We start from the raw sequence: 17861 nt of genomic DNA, 5'->3' as shown, positions 1-17861 counted from the left end.
GGGCCGGTGAGGGTGCGGCCGGTGAGCGTGCCGGAGGTGAGCTTTCCACATGGCGGCTTGTCCACATAGCCGCCCATGGGACTGCCACCGGGGGCGCCCCCGGTCCAGGATCGAAGAATGAACAGCCACACGGATCAGGACGCCGGCCCGGCGCGGCCGGCCGCGGATCCGGACCTTGCGCCGGCCGCAGCGTCAGCGGCGCGGCACCGCGGCAGCTACGCGCGGCCTCTGGCGAGACTGTGCGAGCTGACGGCCGAGTCCGCGGCTGAGGTGCTCGCCCTGGCCATTCCGGTGGACTGCGCCTGTTGCGGGGCCGAGGACTTGGCTCTCTGCGGCGCTTGCGCCCGGAAGCTCCGCCTGCTGACGCTGAGGCCGTTCCGTGCGGAGGCCCAGGCACCTGCCCTGATGGACATGGACGGGTCCGTGCTGTTGCCCGTAGTGGCCGCCGGGGCATACCGGGCCGAACTGGCGCAGTGCCTGCTATCCTTCAAAAGCCATGGGCAGGCCCGGCTGGGCGCCGAGCTTGCGCGGGCCCTGGTGCGAGCCCTCCACGCCGCGGCCGGCCCGGCGCAGGGACTAGTCCTCGTCCCCGTTCCCACGAGCGCCGCCGCGTTCCGCAAGCGGGGTTTCAGTCCCGTCCACCTCCTGCTCCGTCGGCTCGCCCGCGGCGATGCGCTCCCAGGGTTCACCATTGCGGACGCTTTGCGGAAAACTGTGCCGTCCGCGCGGCGCCGCATGCCCCCGGCGTTGCCCCTGTTGGACCGGTTGCGGGCCGGTCCGCAAGGGGACCACTACCTGTCCGGCGGCCAGAAGGGACTGGGCCGGGGTGCCCGCGCCAGGCGTGTCCGCGGATCCATGCGGGCCAGGTCCGGCCCGTGGGCTGTTCGAGTCGAAGGACGTCCCTGCATCATCATCGACGACGTGCTGACCACCGGTGCCACCCTGGCGGAGGCGGCCCGCGCGCTTCGGGCCGCAGGGGCGCTTGTCGGTGGCGCCGTGGTGGTGGCCGCGACACGCCCGCCGGCCACCTCCGACGTCGACGCCGCCAGCCCCGCTGTGGCACGGGGGAACGCCGGAACCCAAAAAAATAAACCGTAAAAGGATGAATAACAGGTGTCTATGAACTAACGTCGAAGATGGGTACCAAGAACAGATGTACCTGTCGATAGCGGCTCGGAAAGGGGCTCGACTGTCAGTCAGATCGGCCCCGGGAAGTACCGCCGTCGTGTCACCGAAGTCATTTGGAGGGCACCATGGAGTTCATGATCAGCGGACGCAACTTGACGGTCTCAGACCGGTTCCGCGAGTATGCCGACGACAAGATCTCAAAGATCGCGTCGTTGGGAGACAAGGTCCAGAGGGTAGACGCGAAGGTCACCAAAGAGACCAAAGCCCGCCAGACCGCCGAATCGCTCACGGTTGAGTTGACAGTCCTGGGGCGCGGTCCCGTAATCCGCGCAGAAGCGAGTGCCGCCGACAAGTTCGCTGCGTTCGATCTCGCTTACAACAAGCTTCTTGAACGCCTGCGCAGGGCTAGGGACCGCAGAAAGGTCCATCACGGTCGGCACACCCCGAAGTCCGTGACCGAGGCGACGGCAGCCTTGGAGCCGGCCAGCCCCAGCGAACCTCTTTACGTGGAGGCGGCGCAGCAGCAGGAGACCCAAGTGTCGGCGGCAGCCAAGTCGCCGTACGATGTCGAGAACGATATTCCGGCCGGCGATTCGCCTGTGCTGATCCGCCGGAAGGTTTTCCCCGCGGCACAGCTCACGCTCGATGACGCCGTCGACAACATGGAACTTGTGGGTCACGACTTCTACCTTTTCGTTGACAAGGAGACCAAGGCGCCGTCGGTCGTGTACCGCCGTGAAGGCTGGACCTACGGGGTCATCTCCCTTGACCAGACGTGCGAGCCCGGACATTCGAGTCTGGAAGAGAAAATCCTGGCCTACCGTTCAGAGGATGAGCCCGCCAGCGCATAAGCTGGTGCAGACTTTTCCGACGAAGGGACTAACGTGCAAGCATCGCTGAGCCTGGCACAGGCACGGCGGATCGCGTTGGCAGCCCAGGGATTGGACAAGGAACGGCCCGCCGGACCCGTGAGCGCACGGGCGGTGGGCCGTACCTTTGCCCGGCTGCACCTGGTTCAGATCGACTCTGTCAATGTGGTCTCCCGCAGCCACTTCCTGCCGTTCTTCTCGCGGCTCGGCAACTACGACCGGGCAATCCTCCAACGCATGGCGGGTACCCACCCGCGCCGGATGATGGAGTACTGGGCCCACGAAGCCTGCTTCATCCGGCCGGACCACTTCTACGACCTCGTGCAGTGGCAGAGCCGCAAATGGGTGGGCGCGCACGGCATGGACCCCGAACTGCGCAACGGGGTGGCGGCCAAGGTGCTGGAAACCCTGGCCGCCGGGAAACCGATGACCGCCGCCGAACTGACAGCCCGGCTCGGCCACGTGGAAGATCAGCAGCGGGAGAACTGGGGCTGGAACTGGAACGCCGTCAAAAGGGTGCTGGAACATCTCTTCGAGGAGGGACTTGTCACGGCATCCTCGCGGACCGAATCCTTCGAACGGCGTTACACCCTCACTTCCAAGGTGCTCCCCGGACCGGCCGCGGAAGCGCCGGCACCCGAAGCGGACGCGGCCGCCGCGATGGATCGGCTGATCGACGCCGCCGCCCAGGCCCACGGCATTGGGACCGTGCGGTGCTTCGCGGACTACTTCCGGACACCGCAGAAAGCTGCCGCGGTGTCAGTCCAGAACCTGGTGGACAGCGGCCGGCTGGAACCGGTCACGGTGGCCGGCTGGGACCGGCCCGTGTACCGTCACACGGAGGCGAAACTTCCGCGCTCAGCCAGCGGCCGGGCAATCCTGAGCCCTTTCGACTCCATGGTGTTCGAACGCCGGCGGCTCGAGGAACTCTTCGGGTTCCATTACCGGATCGAGATCTACACGCCAGAGCCGAAGCGGAGGTACGGCTACTACGTCCTGCCGTTCCTGCTCCGCGACGCGATTGTTGCCCGCGTGGACCTCAAGGCGGACCGGGCCGGCGGCCGGCTCCTGGCAAGGGCCGCCCATGCGGAAGCCGGCGCCCCGGGGGACACCGCCGTTGAACTCGCCGCGGAACTCCAGCTCATGGCAGAGTGGCTGGGACTGGACGGGGTAGTTGTCTCGCCAACGGGGAACCTCGCGCCGGCGCTCGCCGAAGCCGTGGCTGCCCGGCAATTTCACTATCCGCTGTGAGGGAACAGGCGCCACCGGCCCTGCGTCTCTCCCGTAGACTAAACAGGCCAGAATTCGGCAGCTTGAGACTGGGAGCAACTTCACGTGGCAACACTTATCGAAAAACTTCTCCGCACGGGTGACAAAAAAACCCTGAGGCAACTGCGGAACTATGCCGATTCCATTAATGCCCTGGAGAGCTCCTTCCAGACCTTCACGGATGCCGAGCTCCGTGAAGAAACTGACCGTCTGCGCGCCCGCCACCAGGACGGCGAGAAACTGGACGATCTGCTGCCGGAGGCCTTTGCGGCCGTCCGCGAAGCCTCCTCCCGGACCCTGGGCATGCGCCACTTCGACGTCCAGCTCATGGGCGGCGCAGCCCTGCACCTGGGCAACATCGCCGAGATGAAGACCGGTGAAGGCAAGACCCTGGTGGCCACCGCTCCGGCCTACCTCAATGCCCTGGCCGGCAAGGGCGTCCATGTGGTCACAGTGAACGACTACCTCGCCGAGTACCAGTCTGACCTGATGGGCCGCGTTTACCGCTTTCTCGGCCTGAGCAGCGGCTGCATCCTGTCAAACCAAGACCCGGCCCTGCGCCGCGAGCAGTACGCGGCGGACATCACCTACGGAACCAACAATGAGTTCGGTTTCGATTACCTGCGCGACAACATGGCGTGGGACAGCTCGGAACTCGTCCAGCGCGGCCACCACTTCGCCATCGTCGACGAAGTGGACTCGATCCTCATCGACGAGGCCCGCACCCCGCTCATCATCTCCGGTCCGGCCCAGGGGGACACCAACCGCTGGTACAGCGAATTCGCCAAGGTGGTCACGCGCCTGCAGCCGGAGACCGACTATGAGGTCGATGAGAAGAAGCGCACCGTCGGCGTCCTCGAGGCCGGCATTGAAAAGGTCGAGGACTACCTCGGCATCCACAACCTTTACGAGTCCGCCAACACCCCGCTGATCGGCTTCCTGAACAACGCCATCAAGGCCAAGGAATTGTTCAAGCGGGACAAGGACTACGTCATCCTCGACGGCGAGGCGCTGATCGTCGATGAGCACACCGGCCGCATCCTCGCCGGGCGCCGCTACAACGAGGGCATGCACCAGGCCATCGAAGCCAAGGAAGGCGTCGAGATCAAGGCCGAGAACCAGACGCTCGCCACCGTCACGCTACAGAACTACTTCCGCATGTATGACAAGCTCGCGGGCATGACCGGCACGGCCGAGACCGAGGCCGCGGAGTTCATGAGCACTTACAAGCTTGGCGTCGTGGCCATCCCCACCAACCGCGACATGCAGCGGCTCGACCAGGCCGACCTCGTCTATAAGAATGAGACCGTCAAGTTCGAGGCCGTCGTCAAGGACATAGCCGAACGTCACGAAAAGGGCCAGCCCGTCCTCGTCGGCACCACCAGCGTCGAGAAGAGCGAATACCTCTCCCGGCTGCTGGCCAAGGAAGGCGTCCGGCACGAGGTCCTGAACGCCAAGAACCATGCCCGGGAAGCATCGATCGTGGCCCAGGCCGGCCGCAAGGGCGCCGTCACCGTCGCGACCAATATGGCCGGCCGCGGTACCGACATCATGCTCGGCGGCAACGCAGAGTTCACCGCCGTCGCCGAACTGGCCAAGCGGGGCTTGGACCCGGAAGAAAACTCCGAGGAGTACGAGGCCGCCTGGCCCGAGGCGTTCGAGTCTGCCAAGCAGGCGGTCAAGGACGAGCACGAGGAAGTCCTCAACCTGGGCGGCCTCTACGTGCTCGGCACCGAGCGGCACGAGTCGCGGCGCATCGACAACCAGCTGCGCGGCCGTTCCGGTCGCCAGGGTGACCCCGGCGAGTCCCGGTTCTACCTCTCGCTCACCGATGACCTGATGCGCCTGTTCAACTCCGGCGCGGCTGAACGGCTCATGAACAGCTCGGTGCCGGACGACGTGGCACTCGAATCCAAGCTCGTCTCGCGGGCCATCGCCTCGGCCCAGGGCCAGGTGGAAGGCCGCAATGCCGAGCAGCGCAAGAACGTGTTGAAGTACGACGACGTCCTGAACCGCCAGCGCGAGGCAATCTACGGTGACCGGCGCCGCATCCTCGAAGGCGATGACCTCCACGAGAAGGTCCAGTACTTCCTGGAAGACACCATCAACGCCTTCATCGACGTGGCCACGGCCGAGGGCACCGGCGACGACTGGGACTTCAACCTCCTGTGGTCCAACCTCAAGACCCTGTACCCGGTGAGCTTCTCGCCGCGCGATGTCATTGACGAGGCCGGCGGCAAGTCCCGGGTGACGGTCGACTTCCTGAGGGAAGAGATCCTCTCCGACGCCCGGCTGGTCTATCAGGCCAGGGAGCAGGCGATTGGCTCGGAAAGCATGCGCGAGCTTGAGCGCCGAGTGGTCCTGTCCGTGATCGGGCGGAAGTGGCAGGAACACCTCTACGAGATGGACTACCTCAAGGAGGGCATCGGGCTGCGTGCCATGGCCCAGCGCGACCCCCTGGTGGAGTACCAGCGCGAGGGCTTCATCATGTTCCAGGCCATGATGGAGGCCATCCGCGAGGAGAGCGTCGGCTTCCTCTTCAACCTGGACGTGGAAGTGACACCGGCCGAGGACGTTGTGGTGGCCGACGCCGCGGGCCAGCACACGGAACACCACGAGCCGCAGATCCATGCTGCCGGTCTCGAAGCCCCGGAGAAGCCTGCACAGCTGCAGTACACCGCCCCCGGCGAGGACGGCGCTGCCGAGACCCGGATCGAGGCGAAGGGCTCCGGCCGTTCGGGGAACCCGGCCAAGGCTGCGGCGCAGGACATTGGCCGCCGCGCGGCGAAGAAGAAGCGGCGCTAGGCACCACGCCAACGTACGGGAGGACCGGAGCAACCGCTCCGGTCCTCCCGTGTTTGCGCCTCCTTTCAATAACAGGCTGGCTTTCCCTGACAGGCCTCCTTTCCCTGACAGGCCGGGCGCGGTTTTCTGCCCCTTCCTGCCTGTCTCTGCTCGTTTCCCCCTGAGGCCCCGCGGTTCAGCCGATCTCCAGCACCGTGACGCGCCAGGCCGCTGTGCCGCGCTCCAACCGCAGCGCGACCGCGCGGACCCGTGATTCCTCCACCACGACCGCGCTGGCCTCGTAGACGTCATCCGAAACGCGGCAGGCCCGGACAGACCGGACCGACGGGTTGCGGTGCAGCCGCCCCGCCGTTGGCGAGCTGCCGGACGCAACCCGGCGGGTCAGTGCGGCACGGTGCTGCAGTGCAGCCAGGCAACGAGGGTCCAGGCGGCGGGAGAGCTGCTGTGCGGGCCGCGTGCCGGCCAACACTTCGATGGCGGCTTGCACTATGCTGCGGGAAATCGCACAAATCTCGCGGGCTTCGTCAACAACGCGCAGTGGCGGCGGGACCGCGGCGGCCTTCGTGGCCGGTGTTGCCGTGCCGGACACAACCCGGAGGGCGGGGGAGCGCGGGGCTGGGGTTGCCGCGGCTGAGCGGATCCCGGTGACTGCATTCATGACGGTTCCTTTGCTGATGGCTGATGACTGATGGCTGGTTTGCGGGGGTGCTGGCGGGGCTGGTGCTGGCTGACTTCCCGTTGGCTGAACTTCCGACGGGCCCTGGCCGTGGTTCTGCCCTGTCCGTGATTCTGGCCTGGACCCTGGTGTGGCGGGGGTCCGCTAGGTTGGCGGCGGGAGGATGAGGACCTGGCCGGGCCGCAGGAAGTGCGGGTTGGCTCCGATGGTGTCGCGGTTCCCCGCATACAGCCTGGGCCACTCTCTGGCGATGTCGGCGTCGGACGCGAACGGCCCCAGCGTCGCCGCGGCGATGCTCCACAGCGAATCACCGGACCGGACCGTGACCTCCTGGCGGGCGCCTGGCGCGTCCTGAGCGCGTGCCTGGCGTGCGGCCAGTGGTCCGGCATCCACGACCGGGCTCACGGGCTTCCAGCGCGGATCTACCGCGGAACCGGTGGCCGGATCCTCCGGCCCTGGCGCCGGGGCCTGCCCGGGCGGCGGTGTCCACGATGCCGACACCGCTGCCTGGCCAGACCGGCCCGCACCGTGCCCGTCGGGCACAGTCGCCGCGGAGGCCAGCGGCGCTGTCAGCAGCTGCATGCCCACGGCGGCGAGAACCAGCCGGCGCATGAACGCCGGACTGAACCGGCCTGTGGAGGCCGCCGCGCGGGTCCTGCCAAGACGGTCAAGCAGCGCTGCCGCGACGGCGATGGCGAGGGACATCACCCACCAGGTGATGACGATCAGTCCTGCGGTATTTGCCACGATCCCCAGCTGGTCCTCGAAGGAAAGTGACTGCCGGCGCGCCGAGCCTGACTGCCAGCGCTGGACGAGGAAACCACCCGTGGTGGCGAGGAAGATCCCCAGCAGCAGGATGGCAGTGGCCATGGCTGCATCGGTCCGAACCGTCAGCCTGGGCGTCGGCAATGTCGAGGGCTGGGTCCTGGGTTGCTGTGCCGCTGTCCGGTCCATTGCTCATTCCTCCGTTTCGCGCGCAATGCTGTTTGATACTGTTTGATGTCATTTGATGACGTTTAAGCCTGTTGAATGAAGTCTGTGTCCACGGGCCCGGTTTGTCTAGATGCAATCCGGGCCTGTGGATAGGCGTCCCCCCAAAGAGCCGCCGTCTGCGGATTGACCCGTCCGGGAGGCGCGCTTACGCTGGCGCCATGCGGTGGGACGCCCTGTTTGATGACATGGAGACGCAGCTGGCTGCGCGCCAGCAGCTGGATTTTGAGGCAGAAATAGCGGAGCGTGCACTGGTGGATTCTGCGGGCATAGAGCTCGCGGACAGGCTCCGCGGCTCCCTCGGGCTCAGCATCCGCGTGCACCTGGCCTCAGGGTCGGCGTTCGAGGGGGTGCTGAGCCACGCGGGCAGCGAAGCCCTTGTCCTTGATGAACCCCAACACCAGGTCCTGATTCCCTATGCCGCGGCCGCTCAGTATGTGGGTCTTTCGCGGGTGGCGGTCTCCGAACCGTCAACCGTCCGCCGGCGGCTGGGATTGGGCAGTGCACTGCGGGGACTGGCCAGGAACCGGGCGCGGGTGTTGATACTTCTCTCGCACGGGAGGGCAGAGACCGCGCTCCACGGCGTCATTGACACTGTCGGCCGGGATTTCCTGGATCTGCTCATGGCGGCTGAAGGCGAGGAGTGGCGTCCAGCCAGCGCGCGGCAAGTAGTGTCAATTCCTTTTCGCGCCCTTGCTGGCATCAGATCCGTTGGTGCCGCGGGAGGTTAGTCAGAACGCCCAGATCAACGTTCGGCAGACTTCGACTTGGCCTCTTCGATCATGCGGCTGGCCTCGGCGTAGCGTTCCTGGATGTACTGCTCAAGCATCTTCTCCTCGACCCGCCACTGGCCGCGCCCGCCCACCTGGATCGCCTTGAGCTCGCCGCTGCGAACCAGTGCGTAGGCTGCCGGAGAGTTGATCTGGAGCTGCTCGGCAACGTCAGCGAGAGTCAGGAATCGAGGCATGAAGTCCATTTTGCCACCGTTGATGCCGACTGGGGCGGTTATCCACAGTTTGCACCTGTTTGGCCCTGGATCTTCCACCTGGGCGGCCCGGGCGCAACAATAGGGGTGCCCGGCATACCGGGAAGGACGGCGACGACAGGGGGAGCGGACGCATGAGTGGAAGCGCGGCAGCCGAAGGGGCCCGTTTGAAAAAGCCGTCCTGGAAAGACCCCCGGCTCCTCGTCGGAATCCTGCTTGTCCTGGCATCCGTGGTGGGGGTGGTCTCGCTGGTCGGTGCCGCGGACCAGACCACCGAAGCGTACGCGGCGCGCGAGCCGATCGCCGTCGGCGAGACGCTGACCGTCGAGAAGCTGCACCGGGTCAAGGTACGTCTCGGCGAGGTGGAACAGCACTACCTGACCCCGGAGGCCGGCTTGGACGCCGGCCTGGTGGCCGTGCAGAGAATCGGCAAGGACCAATTGGTGCCGCGCGAGAGTGTCGGCCAGTTCGATGGGCTGGACCGCAGGCCCGTAGCCGTAACTGTCGAGGAAACCCTTCCCGCTCAAGCCGTGGCGGGCTCCCGCGTGGACGTTTGGGTGGCCTTGCCGGATACCCGCAACGGCTTCAGCGAACCGACGCTGCTCCTCTCCGGCGCCGAAATTGCCCAGATCACCCCGGGCAGCACTGCCCTTGGATCCTCACGGTCGATGGTGGTCATGGTGCTCGTCCCTGATGCCCAGATGCCGAAGCTGTTGGGAGCCCAGGCCAACAAGGCAAAGATCGCGGTCGTGTGGAACCCGGGGGGTGCCGCACGATGAGCATTCCCGTGGTGACGGTGGGGGACTCCCACGATGACCTGGTGGGCGGCCTGGAGCGGTTGCACGGACCTGTGTCCGTTGTCCGGCGGTGCGGCGAGCTGGCGGAACTGCTGGCCGCCTGCCAGAGCGGGCTGGCCCGCGCCGCTGTCATCGCGGCTGGTAGCGAGGAGCTGACGGCCTCGCTGGTGGACCGCCTGTCCGCCGTCGGCGTCGTTGTCATCGCCCTGACTGACAATCCGGAGGAAACGGCCCGTCTGCGGACCATTGGCGTGGCAGCAGAAGCCCGGGCTGTCGATGCCGCCGCCCTTGCGGCGCGGATTTCCGCAGCCGTAGCGCAGCTCAGTGGCGCCGGACACCGGCCGCGGCTCGCAAGGTCCGACGACGCCTCCTCCGTGGCTGGCACGGCCGGTGGCGACGCCCCCCGGCCTTCCGGGGCGCCACCAGTCACCCTGGGCAATGCCGCGAGGGGCCGGATCATTGCGGTCTGGGGCCCGGCTGGCGCGCCGGGCCGGACCCTGGTGGCCGCCAACATCGCGGGGGAGCTGGCCGCTGAAGGGCAATCGGTGCTGCTGGTCGACGCCGACAGTTACGGTGCCAGCGTGGCCGCCCTCCTGGGTCTGCTCGACGAGGCTGCCGGGCTGGCCCAGGCCTGTCGGCTGGCAGACCAGGGACTTCTCGACGCCGAGGCCCTACTCAGGATCGCCACGACGGTGGCGACCAAGGCAGGGACGTTTCGCGTGCTTACCGGGATCACGCGGGCGGACCGCTGGACGGAACTGCGTGCCGCGGCGCTCACGCTGGTGCTGGAGCGGGCGCGGGAGATCGCAGATGTCACTGTGGTGGACACCGGCTTCTGCCTCGAAGCCGATGACGAGCTTGGCTTTGACAGCGGCGCGCCGCGCCGCAACGCCGCGACCCTGAGAAGCCTGGAGCTGGCCGACACGGTCTTTGCCGTCGGGGCGGCCGACTCCATCGGCGTGCCGAGGCTGGTCCGCGGCCTGGCCGAGCTCCAGACGGCCGTCCCGCAGGCAGCGCCCCAAGTGGTCATGAACAAAGTCAGGACCTCCGCGGTGGGGCGGTCGCCCGAACGTCAGCTCCGGGCTGCGTGGGAGCGGTACGGCCCCTCGGTGCCGTTGACGGCGTTCCTGCCGTCGGACCCCGCGGCCAGCGACGCCGCCCTGCTGGCTGGGGCGCTTTTGCTCGAATCCGCGCCGGACTCTGAGCTGCGGCGTGCGATCGCCGCTTTGGTTTGTGCACCTGCCCAGCGAAACAAGAAATCCTTTGTATTTTCTTCCACAGCAGAGCGCCGGGCAAAGAGCTAGGGTCAACATAAGGGCCGCAATGAGGCGGCTGTGAACTTCTTTTATGGAGGCGTTTCGATGTCGTCTGGGTCCAGCGTGGAGGATCAGCCCGTTTCGATCGGGAGTAGCGAAAGCTACCTCGGGGATTACTACGAGCACCTCGCGGAGGAGGATCTCCGGGCCTACCCCAAGGAAGTCCTGACGGCCAGGGCGGATACGCACCGCCAGATCGCGGCGATGCGGCAGCCTGGCACCGCGAACGTCGCCCTCCGTGACGAGGCCGATTGCAGCGTCCTGTACATCGTCACCGATGACATGCCCTTCCTCGTGGACTCCGTCAACGCCGAACTGGTCCGCCAGAATGCACCCATCCACCTCGTACTGCACCCGCTGTTCGTGGTGACCCGCAACCGCGAGACCGGCGACTTGGTCAAGGTGGCGCGTGTACCCTCCCACCTGGGCATCTCCAGCGGCGACACGGCGGCCATGCCGAACCTCTCCCACCTGATCGCCGAGGGCGACAACGCCTCGCACATGGAATCCTGGATCGCCGTCGAAATCGACCTCGTCGACGAGAGCAAGCGCGCCGAGCTGGTCAAGGGAATCACCCGCGTGCTCGGCGACGTCCGCGCCGCCGTCGAAGACTGGCCGAAGATGCGCACGAAGGCCCTTGAGATCTCCGCGGACTTGGACCGGGTGGCCAACCGGGCGCAGATTGCCGAGCTGCGCCAGGCCCAGGACCTGCTCCGCTGGCTCGATGACGGCAACTTCACTTTCCTCGGCTACCGCGAATACGACCTCGTGAACGTATCCGGTGAGGATGTGCTGGAACTGCGCGAGGAAAGCGGCCTCGGCCTTCTCCGCGCCGGCGCGGACAGCCGCCAGGTCCAGCACCTCACCGAGGCCGGCAGGAAGAAGGCACGCGAGAAGCGCGCCCTGGTGATCACCAAGGCGAACTCGCGCTCCACCGTGCACCGCCCGGCGTACCTGGACTACATCGGCGTCAAGAGCTTCGACGCGGCCGGCAACGTCAACGGGGAGCGCCGCTTCATCGGCCTTTTCGCCACGACCGCCTACGCCGGCTCCGTCCGTGATATCCCCGTGGTCCGGGAAAAAGTGGCCGCTGTCCTCCACGACGCCGGTTTCCCGCCGGACTCGCACTCGGGCAAGGACCTGTTGGGCATCCTCGAGACCTACCCCCGCGATGAGATGTTCCAGATCGAAATCCCGGACCTCGCCGCCATCGCCACCGGCATCCAGCGGCTGCAGGAACGCCGCCGGACGAGGCTCTTCCTCCGCCCCGACATTTACGGCCGGTTCATGTCCGCCGTCGTCTACTTGCCGCGCGACCGCTACACCACCAACGTCCGCCTCCGCATTGAGCAGGAACTGCGGGAGACCTTCGACGCCGTGTCCATCGACTACGAGGCGCGCATGACGGAGTCCGCCCTGGCCCGCCTCTTCTTCCGGATCCGGCTGCCCAAGGACGCCGACGTCAGTAACGTCAACAGCGACGAGCTGGAGAAGCGCCTGGTCCGGGCCGCCCGCTCGTGGGGCGAAGGCATTTCTGAAGTTCTGCGCGCCCGCGGCAACGGCGGGGGCGCGGGCCTCAGGGAGAACGGCGCCAAGGAACTGGCAGCCGTCTGGGCGGAAGCGTTCCCCGCCAGCTACCGCGTGGACTATGAGATCGAAGACGCGCTGCAGGACATCGACCGCTTCGAAAAGTACGGAGCCGCGGCCGAACGGGCCGGCGAAGGGGTCAAGGAGCAGCCAGGCGTTCACGTCTACCTCCCCGAAGGCGCCGGCGCCACGCTGGAAGAGGACGCCCGCGTCAAGCTCTACATGCTGGAGCCGAAGAGCCTAAGCCAGATCCTGCCGTACTTCCATAACCTCGGCCTCGAGGTCCTGGACGAGCGCCCGTTCGAGATTGAGACCGCGGATCAGCGGGACTTCTTCCTCTACGACCTCGGCCTCAAGTACCCCGCCGGCGTGGATCCCCAGGCCACCGGCCAGCTGCTCGGCGAGTCCTTCGGCGCTGCCGTGACCGGCGCCGTCGAGTCCGACAGCTTCGACCGGCTGGTGCTGCGGGAGGGCATGCACTGGCGCCAGGTGGTCGTGCTGCGCGCTTACGCCAAGTACATGCGGCAAATGGGCAACACCAACTCCTTCGGATTCCTGGCGGACACCCTGCTGGCGAACCCGGAGGTCACGCGGGGACTCAGCGCCCTGTTCACGGCACGCTTTGACCCGACACTCAGCGACGCGGAGCGCGCGCTCAGGGAAGTCGAGGTCCTCGCCGGACTGGATGCAGCGATCGAGCAGGTCGCGACCCTCGACGCCGACCGGCTGCTGCGCACGTTCAAGAACCTGATCGAGGCCACGCTCCGGACAAACTTCTACCAGAACAAGCCCCACCTGAGCTTCAAGCTGGATCCGTCCCGCATCGCGGGCCTGCCGTTCCCGCGGCCCATGTTCGAAATCTGGGTCTACTCGCCCCGGGTCGAGGGCGTGCACCTCCGCTTCGGCAAGGTGGCCCGCGGCGGCCTGCGCTGGTCGGACCGGCGCGAGGACTTCCGCACCGAAATCCTGGGCCTCGTCAAGGCCCAGACCGTCAAGAACGCCGTCATCGTCCCAACGGGCGCCAAGGGCGGCTTCTACGCCAAGCAGCTCCCGGACCCCGCAGCAGACCGCAGCGCCTGGATGGCCGAGGGCGTCGAGAGCTACAAGACGTTCATCCGCGGACTCCTGGACATCACGGACAACCTGATCGTGACGGCCGATGGCGAAACCGTCCGGCCGCCGGCCGACGTCGTGCGCCACGACGACGACGACTCCTACCTGGTGGTCGCGGCCGACAAGGGCACGGCGTCCTTCTCCGACATCGCCAACGGGCTGGCGGGCGAATACGGCTTCTGGCTCGGCGACGCCTTCGCCTCCGGCGGCTCCGTCGGCTATGACCACAAGGCCATGGGCATCACCGCCCGCGGTGCCTGGGAATCGGTCAAGCGCCACTTCAGCGAGCTGGACCTCGACACCCAGGCCGAGCCCTTCACCGTGGTGGGCGTCGGTGACATGTCCGGTGACGTGTTCGGCAACGGCATGCTGCTCTCCAAGCACATCCGCCTGCTGGCGGCCTTCGATCACCGGCACATCTTCCTCGACCCCACCCCGGACGAGTCAACGTCCTACGCCGAGCGCCAGCGGCTCTTCGAACTGCCCCGGTCCTCCTGGGACGATTACAACAAGTCGCTCATCAGCGAAGGCGGCGGCGTCTTTGCCCGGCAGGCCAAGTCGATCCCCGTGTCCGCACAGGTCCGCGCAGCGCTCGGCCTCCCCGAGGGCACCACGGAACTGAGCCCGCCGGACCTCCTGCGCGCCATCCTCCTCGCCCCGGCGGACCTGCTCTACAACGGCGGCATCGGGACCTACGTCAAGGCCAGCACCGAAACGAATGCCGAGGTTGGCGACAAGGCCAACGACGCCATCCGCGTGGACGGCCGCGAACTGCGGGTCAAGGTGGTCGGCGAAGGCGGAAACCTGGGGATGACCCAGCGCGGACGCATCGAGGCCGCGCTGCAGGGCGTCATCCTCAACACGGATGCGATCGACAACTCGGCCGGTGTGGACTGCTCGGACCACGAGGTCAACATCAAGATCTTCGTGGACCGGATGGTCGCGGCCGGCAAGCTTGAGCCCGCCGAGCGGGCGGACTTCCTGGCCTCGATGACTGACGAGGTCGGCCGGCTGGTGCTCGAGGACAACATCGACCAGAACATCCTGCTCCTCAACGACCGGATGCGGGTCTCCGAATGGAGCCCCAGCTACGAACGGCTCATGGACTGGCTGGAAAAGTCGGCGGACCTCAAGCGGGACCTCGAGGCCCTGCCCACCACGGCCACGCTGCAGGAGCGGCTGGAACAGGGCCAGGGGCTGACCTCCCCGGAGCTTTCGGTCCTGGCCGCCTACGCCAAGATCGAACTTGCCAGCGCGCTGCGCGACAGCGACCTCGCCGATGACCCGTGGTTCCGCACGACGCTGCGGAAGTACTTCCCGGAGCAGCTGCGGGAGAGGTTCGACGCCGAACTGGACACCCACCCGCTGCGCCGCGAGATCATCGCGACCGTGGTTGCCAACGACATGATCAACCTCGGCGGCATCACCTTCGCGTTCCGCGCCATTGAGGAAACCTCGGCCACGGAAGCGGCCCTCGCCAAGGCGTTCGTGGCGCTCCGGGAGGTCTACGAGCTGGACATCATGGTCAAGGAACTCAACGAACTGCCGGCGTCGTTCCCGACCGAACACTGGAGCACCGTCCACCTGGACATCCGGCGGCTGCTGGACCGCGCCGTCCGGTGGCTCCTGGGCCAGGGCTCCGCGTCCCGTCCCATCGCCGAGGTCGTGGCCGAATTCAAGCCGCTCATGGATCCCATGCGGGCCCGGCTGCTGGACTACCTCCGGGGCGACGACCGCGCCCGGGTGGCCGAATGGCTGGAGAAGGCGCGCAGCTGGGACCTTCCGGAAGACCTGGCACACCGCTGGGCGGAACTGTTCGAGAGCTTCGTGCTCCTGGATATCGCCAAGATCGTCCACGGCAGCAAGGAGTCCGTGGCCGATATCGCCCACGTCTACTACACGGTCTTCAACCGCTTCCATGCAGATTCCCTCCTCGAACGCATCACCAAGCTGCCGAGGGCGGACCGCTGGCAGGCGCTGGCCCGCGCAGCACTGCGCGATGACCTCTACTCCACCGTCTCGGATATGACGACGGCGGTGCTGGAGACCACTCCGGCCGGGACTCCGGCTGAAGAGCGGCTGGCGGCCTGGGAGGACCAGAACGCGGAGCAGTTGGGCCGGGCGAAGTCCATGTTTGACGAGGTCAATGCGCTCGAGGCCGATGACATGGCTTCCCTGTCGGTAGCATTGAGGCTCTTGAGGTCAATCGTCCGACGCTAAGGGGCTGCCGTCCCTGGTGTCGCAAATGGAGGTGCTGTGGCAATCTTTACGGACCCAATCAGGGAACATGCTGATTTTGGCCCGGGGGACGCCGAATGGCTGCACCTCCTGGTCGGCGACTGGCAGATGGTCGCCGACCTCGCGTTCGCCGACCTCGCCCTGTGGTTTCCGCATCCTGAGTTCGGCTACGTGGCACTCGCCCACGTCCGCCCCTCCACCACCCATACGGTGTTCCATGCCGACTTCGTGGGGGAGGGGATCAGGTCGGACCTGCAGCCGCTGGTCGATAAGGCGTGGGAGAGCCGCGCGATCGAGCGCTCCAACGAGACCAACTGGAGCAGCGATATGGCGCTGCGGGTTGAGGCGGTCCCGATGGTCCGCAACGGCCGCACCCTGGCGATCGTGACGTCCCACATGGACCTTTCCAGTTCACGGATGCCCTCCCGGCTCGAGCTCACTTACCGGCAATGCGCCTACGATTTGCTGCGCATGGGAACACTGGGCCTGTGGCCGGACTTCGCGTCGCCCACAGGCTCACGCCGCGGCGCTCCGCGTGTGGGTGACGGCCTGATCAGGCTCGACGCCGAGGGGATCGTTCAGTACGCCAGCCCCAACGGGGTCTCCGCGTTCCGCCGCCTCGGCGACGGCGAGTCCCTCGAGGGACGGTCCCTCGCCGAGGTGACGGCGGGACTTTTGCGGGACCGGCGCATGGTCGATGAAACATTGCCGCTCGTCGTCACGGGCCGCATGCCGTGGCGCAGTGAAATCGAGTCACGCGGCGTCAGTCTGTCGCTGCGAGCGATCCCGCTGCGCGACGAGCAACAGCGGTTCGGTGCCTTGGTCCTGTGCCGGGACGTCTCGGAGCTGCGTCGCCGGGAGATGGAGCTGGTCAGCAAAGACGCCACCATCCGCGAGATCCATCACCGTGTGAAGAACAACCTGCAGACCGTCGCGGCCCTTTTGCGGATGCAGTCTCGGCGCATGGTCAGCGACGAGGCCAAGCAGGGGCTCGAGCAGGCCATGCGGCGGGTGGCGACCATTGCGCTGGTGCACGAGACGCTCTCGCAGGGCCTGACCCAGAGCGTTGACTTTGACGAACTCATCGGCCGCCAGTTCCGCCTTTCGGCCGAGGTCGCCTCACCCTCACAGCAGGTCAAGACCCAGCGGTCGGGCCTCTTCGGGGACCTGCCGAGCGATTTCGCCACCCCGCTGGCCCTCGTCATCAACGAACTGGTCACCAACGCCGTCGAGCACGGGCTGGAGGGGCGGACCGGTACTGTCTGGCTGCTCGCCGACCGCTCGGAGACCGAGGACGGGGATGAACTTCTCACCGTGACGGTGGAGGACGACGGCGTCGGGTTGCCGGACACGCCCTATGTCGAGGGTCTTGGCCTGCAGATTGTCCGCACACTGGTCACCAGTGAACTGGGCGGCACCATTCGCTGGCAGGCCAGGGACGGCGGGGGAACCGCCGTCCAGATTGTCCTAAGCCTCTCGACCCGCTGACGATGCGCCGGGAGGCTTAAAAGGGCAATGGCCGCGGACCTGAGGGTCCGCGGCCATTGCTGCAGGGTCGTGAGGTGGCTGCCGGCACTGTAGCTGCCGGTGCCTGGGCAGCAGAATCAGGAAGCGCGCCGTGCCCGTGCAGCGCGGCGCTTCAAGGCGCGGCGCTCGTCCTCGCTCATGCCGCCCCACACCCCGGCGTCCTGGCCGGACTCCAAAGCCCATTGCAGGCAGGTGTCCACAACGGGACAGCGGCGGCAAACACTTTTCGCTTCCTCGATCTGCAGGAGGGCAGGGCCCGTGTTTCCAACGGGGAAGAACAGCTCCGGGTCCTTGTCAAGGCAGGCTGCGCGGTTACGCCAATCCATGCTGATCAGTCACTCCATTCCTGGGAACTCGTTAAATGCCTTTGTGAATTTATTCACTAGAGGCTTCATAAGAAAAGGGCCCATTGGGGCCCCCTCGGTCATCTGGATTAAGCGTGTCATGTTAACGCTGTGTAAACAAGGGGTAATAGAGGGCGAGATGCCCAGAGACCGTGAGCGATGCATCACATTCAGTGGCGGCGTCCTCACATCTAGACGACTATGTCCGGTAGTGTGC

At 66.6% G+C, this 17861-nt stretch carries 13 protein-coding genes; 9 read left to right on the top strand and 4 right to left on the bottom strand.

The features are described 5' to 3' along the window. The first annotated feature begins 117 nt into the window (after positions 1-117). From AC1DKQ_RS00470 to secA, 4 genes are all read left to right on the top strand, one after another. Positions 118-1098 (top strand): ComF family protein, encoded by a 981-nt coding sequence (locus AC1DKQ_RS00470; protein ID WP_476917926.1) that lies wholly within the window; start codon positions 118-120, stop codon positions 1096-1098. Between the two features lie 155 nt (positions 1099-1253). Further along, entirely contained in the window at positions 1254-1979 is a 726-nt protein-coding gene (gene hpf / locus AC1DKQ_RS00465; protein ID WP_476882827.1) for a ribosome hibernation-promoting factor, HPF/YfiA family, read from the top strand. Between the two features lie 33 nt (positions 1980-2012). Next, positions 2013-3248 carry a winged helix-turn-helix domain-containing protein gene (locus AC1DKQ_RS00460; RefSeq protein ID WP_476917925.1) on the top strand — a complete coding sequence of 412 codons (1236 nt, stop codon included), beginning with the start codon at positions 2013-2015 and terminating at the stop codon, positions 3246-3248. Between the two features lie 84 nt (positions 3249-3332). Then, entirely contained in the window at positions 3333-6071 is a 2739-nt protein-coding gene (secA, locus tag AC1DKQ_RS00455) for a preprotein translocase subunit SecA (RefSeq protein ID WP_476917924.1), read from the top strand. Between the two features lie 175 nt (positions 6072-6246). Here secA and AC1DKQ_RS00450 read toward each other — a convergent pair whose 3' ends face one another. Both AC1DKQ_RS00450 and AC1DKQ_RS00445 read right to left on the bottom strand, forming a co-directional pair. Beyond that, positions 6247-6729, bottom strand: coding sequence for an Rv3235 family protein (locus tag AC1DKQ_RS00450; RefSeq protein ID WP_476882830.1), 483 nt, complete (start codon positions 6727-6729; stop codon positions 6247-6249). Positions 6730-6891: 162 nt separating this feature from the next. Continuing rightward, on the bottom strand, positions 6892-7617 hold the full coding sequence (locus tag AC1DKQ_RS00445) for a LysM peptidoglycan-binding domain-containing protein (RefSeq protein WP_476917923.1): 726 nt from the start codon (positions 7615-7617) through the stop codon (positions 6892-6894). 281 nt (positions 7618-7898) lie between these two features. On the opposite strand from AC1DKQ_RS00445, the gene AC1DKQ_RS00440 reads away from it, so the two are divergent. After that, positions 7899-8468 carry a hypothetical protein gene (locus AC1DKQ_RS00440; RefSeq protein WP_476917922.1) on the top strand — a complete coding sequence of 190 codons (570 nt, stop codon included), beginning with the start codon at positions 7899-7901 and terminating at the stop codon, positions 8466-8468. 14 nt (positions 8469-8482) lie between these two features. On the opposite strand, the gene AC1DKQ_RS00435 is transcribed toward AC1DKQ_RS00440, so the two are convergent. After that, the gene (locus AC1DKQ_RS00435) at positions 8483-8704 is read right to left on the bottom strand and encodes a helix-turn-helix domain-containing protein (RefSeq protein ID WP_277522814.1); all 222 of its coding nucleotides are present in this window, start codon (positions 8702-8704) and stop codon (positions 8483-8485) included. 152 nt (positions 8705-8856) lie between these two features. Between AC1DKQ_RS00435 and AC1DKQ_RS00430 the strand changes: the two genes are divergently transcribed. The 4 genes from AC1DKQ_RS00430 to AC1DKQ_RS00415 are packed head-to-tail and all read left to right on the top strand — an operon-like array spanning position 8857 to position 17261. After that, a complete protein-coding gene (locus tag AC1DKQ_RS00430; protein ID WP_476917921.1) occupies positions 8857-9501 on the top strand; it encodes a CpaB family protein in 645 nt (214 codons plus the stop codon). After that, a complete protein-coding gene (locus tag AC1DKQ_RS00425; protein ID WP_476917920.1) occupies positions 9498-10823 on the top strand; it encodes a CpaE/TadZ family protein in 1326 nt (441 codons plus the stop codon). The genes AC1DKQ_RS00430 and AC1DKQ_RS00425 overlap by 4 nt, the downstream gene beginning before the upstream one ends. A gap of 57 nt (positions 10824-10880) precedes the next feature. Further along, positions 10881-15755, top strand: a complete 4875-nt coding sequence (locus AC1DKQ_RS00420; protein WP_476917919.1) for an NAD-glutamate dehydrogenase — start codon at positions 10881-10883, stop codon at positions 15753-15755. A 36-nt stretch (positions 15756-15791) separates the two neighbouring features. Next, on the top strand, positions 15792-17261 hold the full coding sequence (locus tag AC1DKQ_RS00415) for a sensor histidine kinase (protein ID WP_476882836.1): 1470 nt from the start codon (positions 15792-15794) through the stop codon (positions 17259-17261). Between the two features lie 116 nt (positions 17262-17377). On the opposite strand, the gene AC1DKQ_RS00410 is transcribed toward AC1DKQ_RS00415, so the two are convergent. Then, the gene (locus tag AC1DKQ_RS00410; protein ID WP_003804966.1) at positions 17378-17626 is read right to left on the bottom strand and encodes a WhiB family transcriptional regulator; all 249 of its coding nucleotides are present in this window, start codon (positions 17624-17626) and stop codon (positions 17378-17380) included. Between the last annotated feature and the right edge of the window lie 235 nt (positions 17627-17861).

It is taken from the genome of Arthrobacter sp. 05L421 (genome assembly GCF_056397785.1).
Note: the sequence above shows the minus strand (reverse complement) of the source record. Positions and strands in the feature narration are given on the sequence as shown.

What these genes read in the sequence shown, in the direction of transcription:
- AC1DKQ_RS00430 (WP_476917921.1), top strand. Translation starts at nt 8,857, where the DNA reads ATGAGTGGAAGCGCGGCAGCCGAAGGGGCCCGTTTGAAAAAGCCGTCC.
- AC1DKQ_RS00450 (WP_476882830.1), bottom strand. Translation starts at nt 6,729, where the DNA reads ATGAATGCAGTCACCGGGATCCGCTCAGCCGCGGCAACCCCAGCCCCG.
- AC1DKQ_RS00410 (WP_003804966.1), bottom strand. Translation starts at nt 17,626, where the DNA reads ATGGATTGGCGTAACCGCGCAGCCTGCCTTGACAAGGACCCGGAGCTG.
- AC1DKQ_RS00420 (WP_476917919.1), top strand. Translation starts at nt 10,881, where the DNA reads ATGTCGTCTGGGTCCAGCGTGGAGGATCAGCCCGTTTCGATCGGGAGT.
- hpf (WP_476882827.1), top strand. Translation starts at nt 1,254, where the DNA reads ATGGAGTTCATGATCAGCGGACGCAACTTGACGGTCTCAGACCGGTTC.
- AC1DKQ_RS00425 (WP_476917920.1), top strand. Translation starts at nt 9,498, where the DNA reads ATGAGCATTCCCGTGGTGACGGTGGGGGACTCCCACGATGACCTGGTG.
- AC1DKQ_RS00470 (WP_476917926.1), top strand. Translation starts at nt 118, where the DNA reads ATGAACAGCCACACGGATCAGGACGCCGGCCCGGCGCGGCCGGCCGCG.
- AC1DKQ_RS00435 (WP_277522814.1), bottom strand. Translation starts at nt 8,704, where the DNA reads ATGCCTCGATTCCTGACTCTCGCTGACGTTGCCGAGCAGCTCCAGATC.
- AC1DKQ_RS00445 (WP_476917923.1), bottom strand. Translation starts at nt 7,617, where the DNA reads ATGGCCACTGCCATCCTGCTGCTGGGGATCTTCCTCGCCACCACGGGT.
- AC1DKQ_RS00440 (WP_476917922.1), top strand. Translation starts at nt 7,899, where the DNA reads ATGCGGTGGGACGCCCTGTTTGATGACATGGAGACGCAGCTGGCTGCG.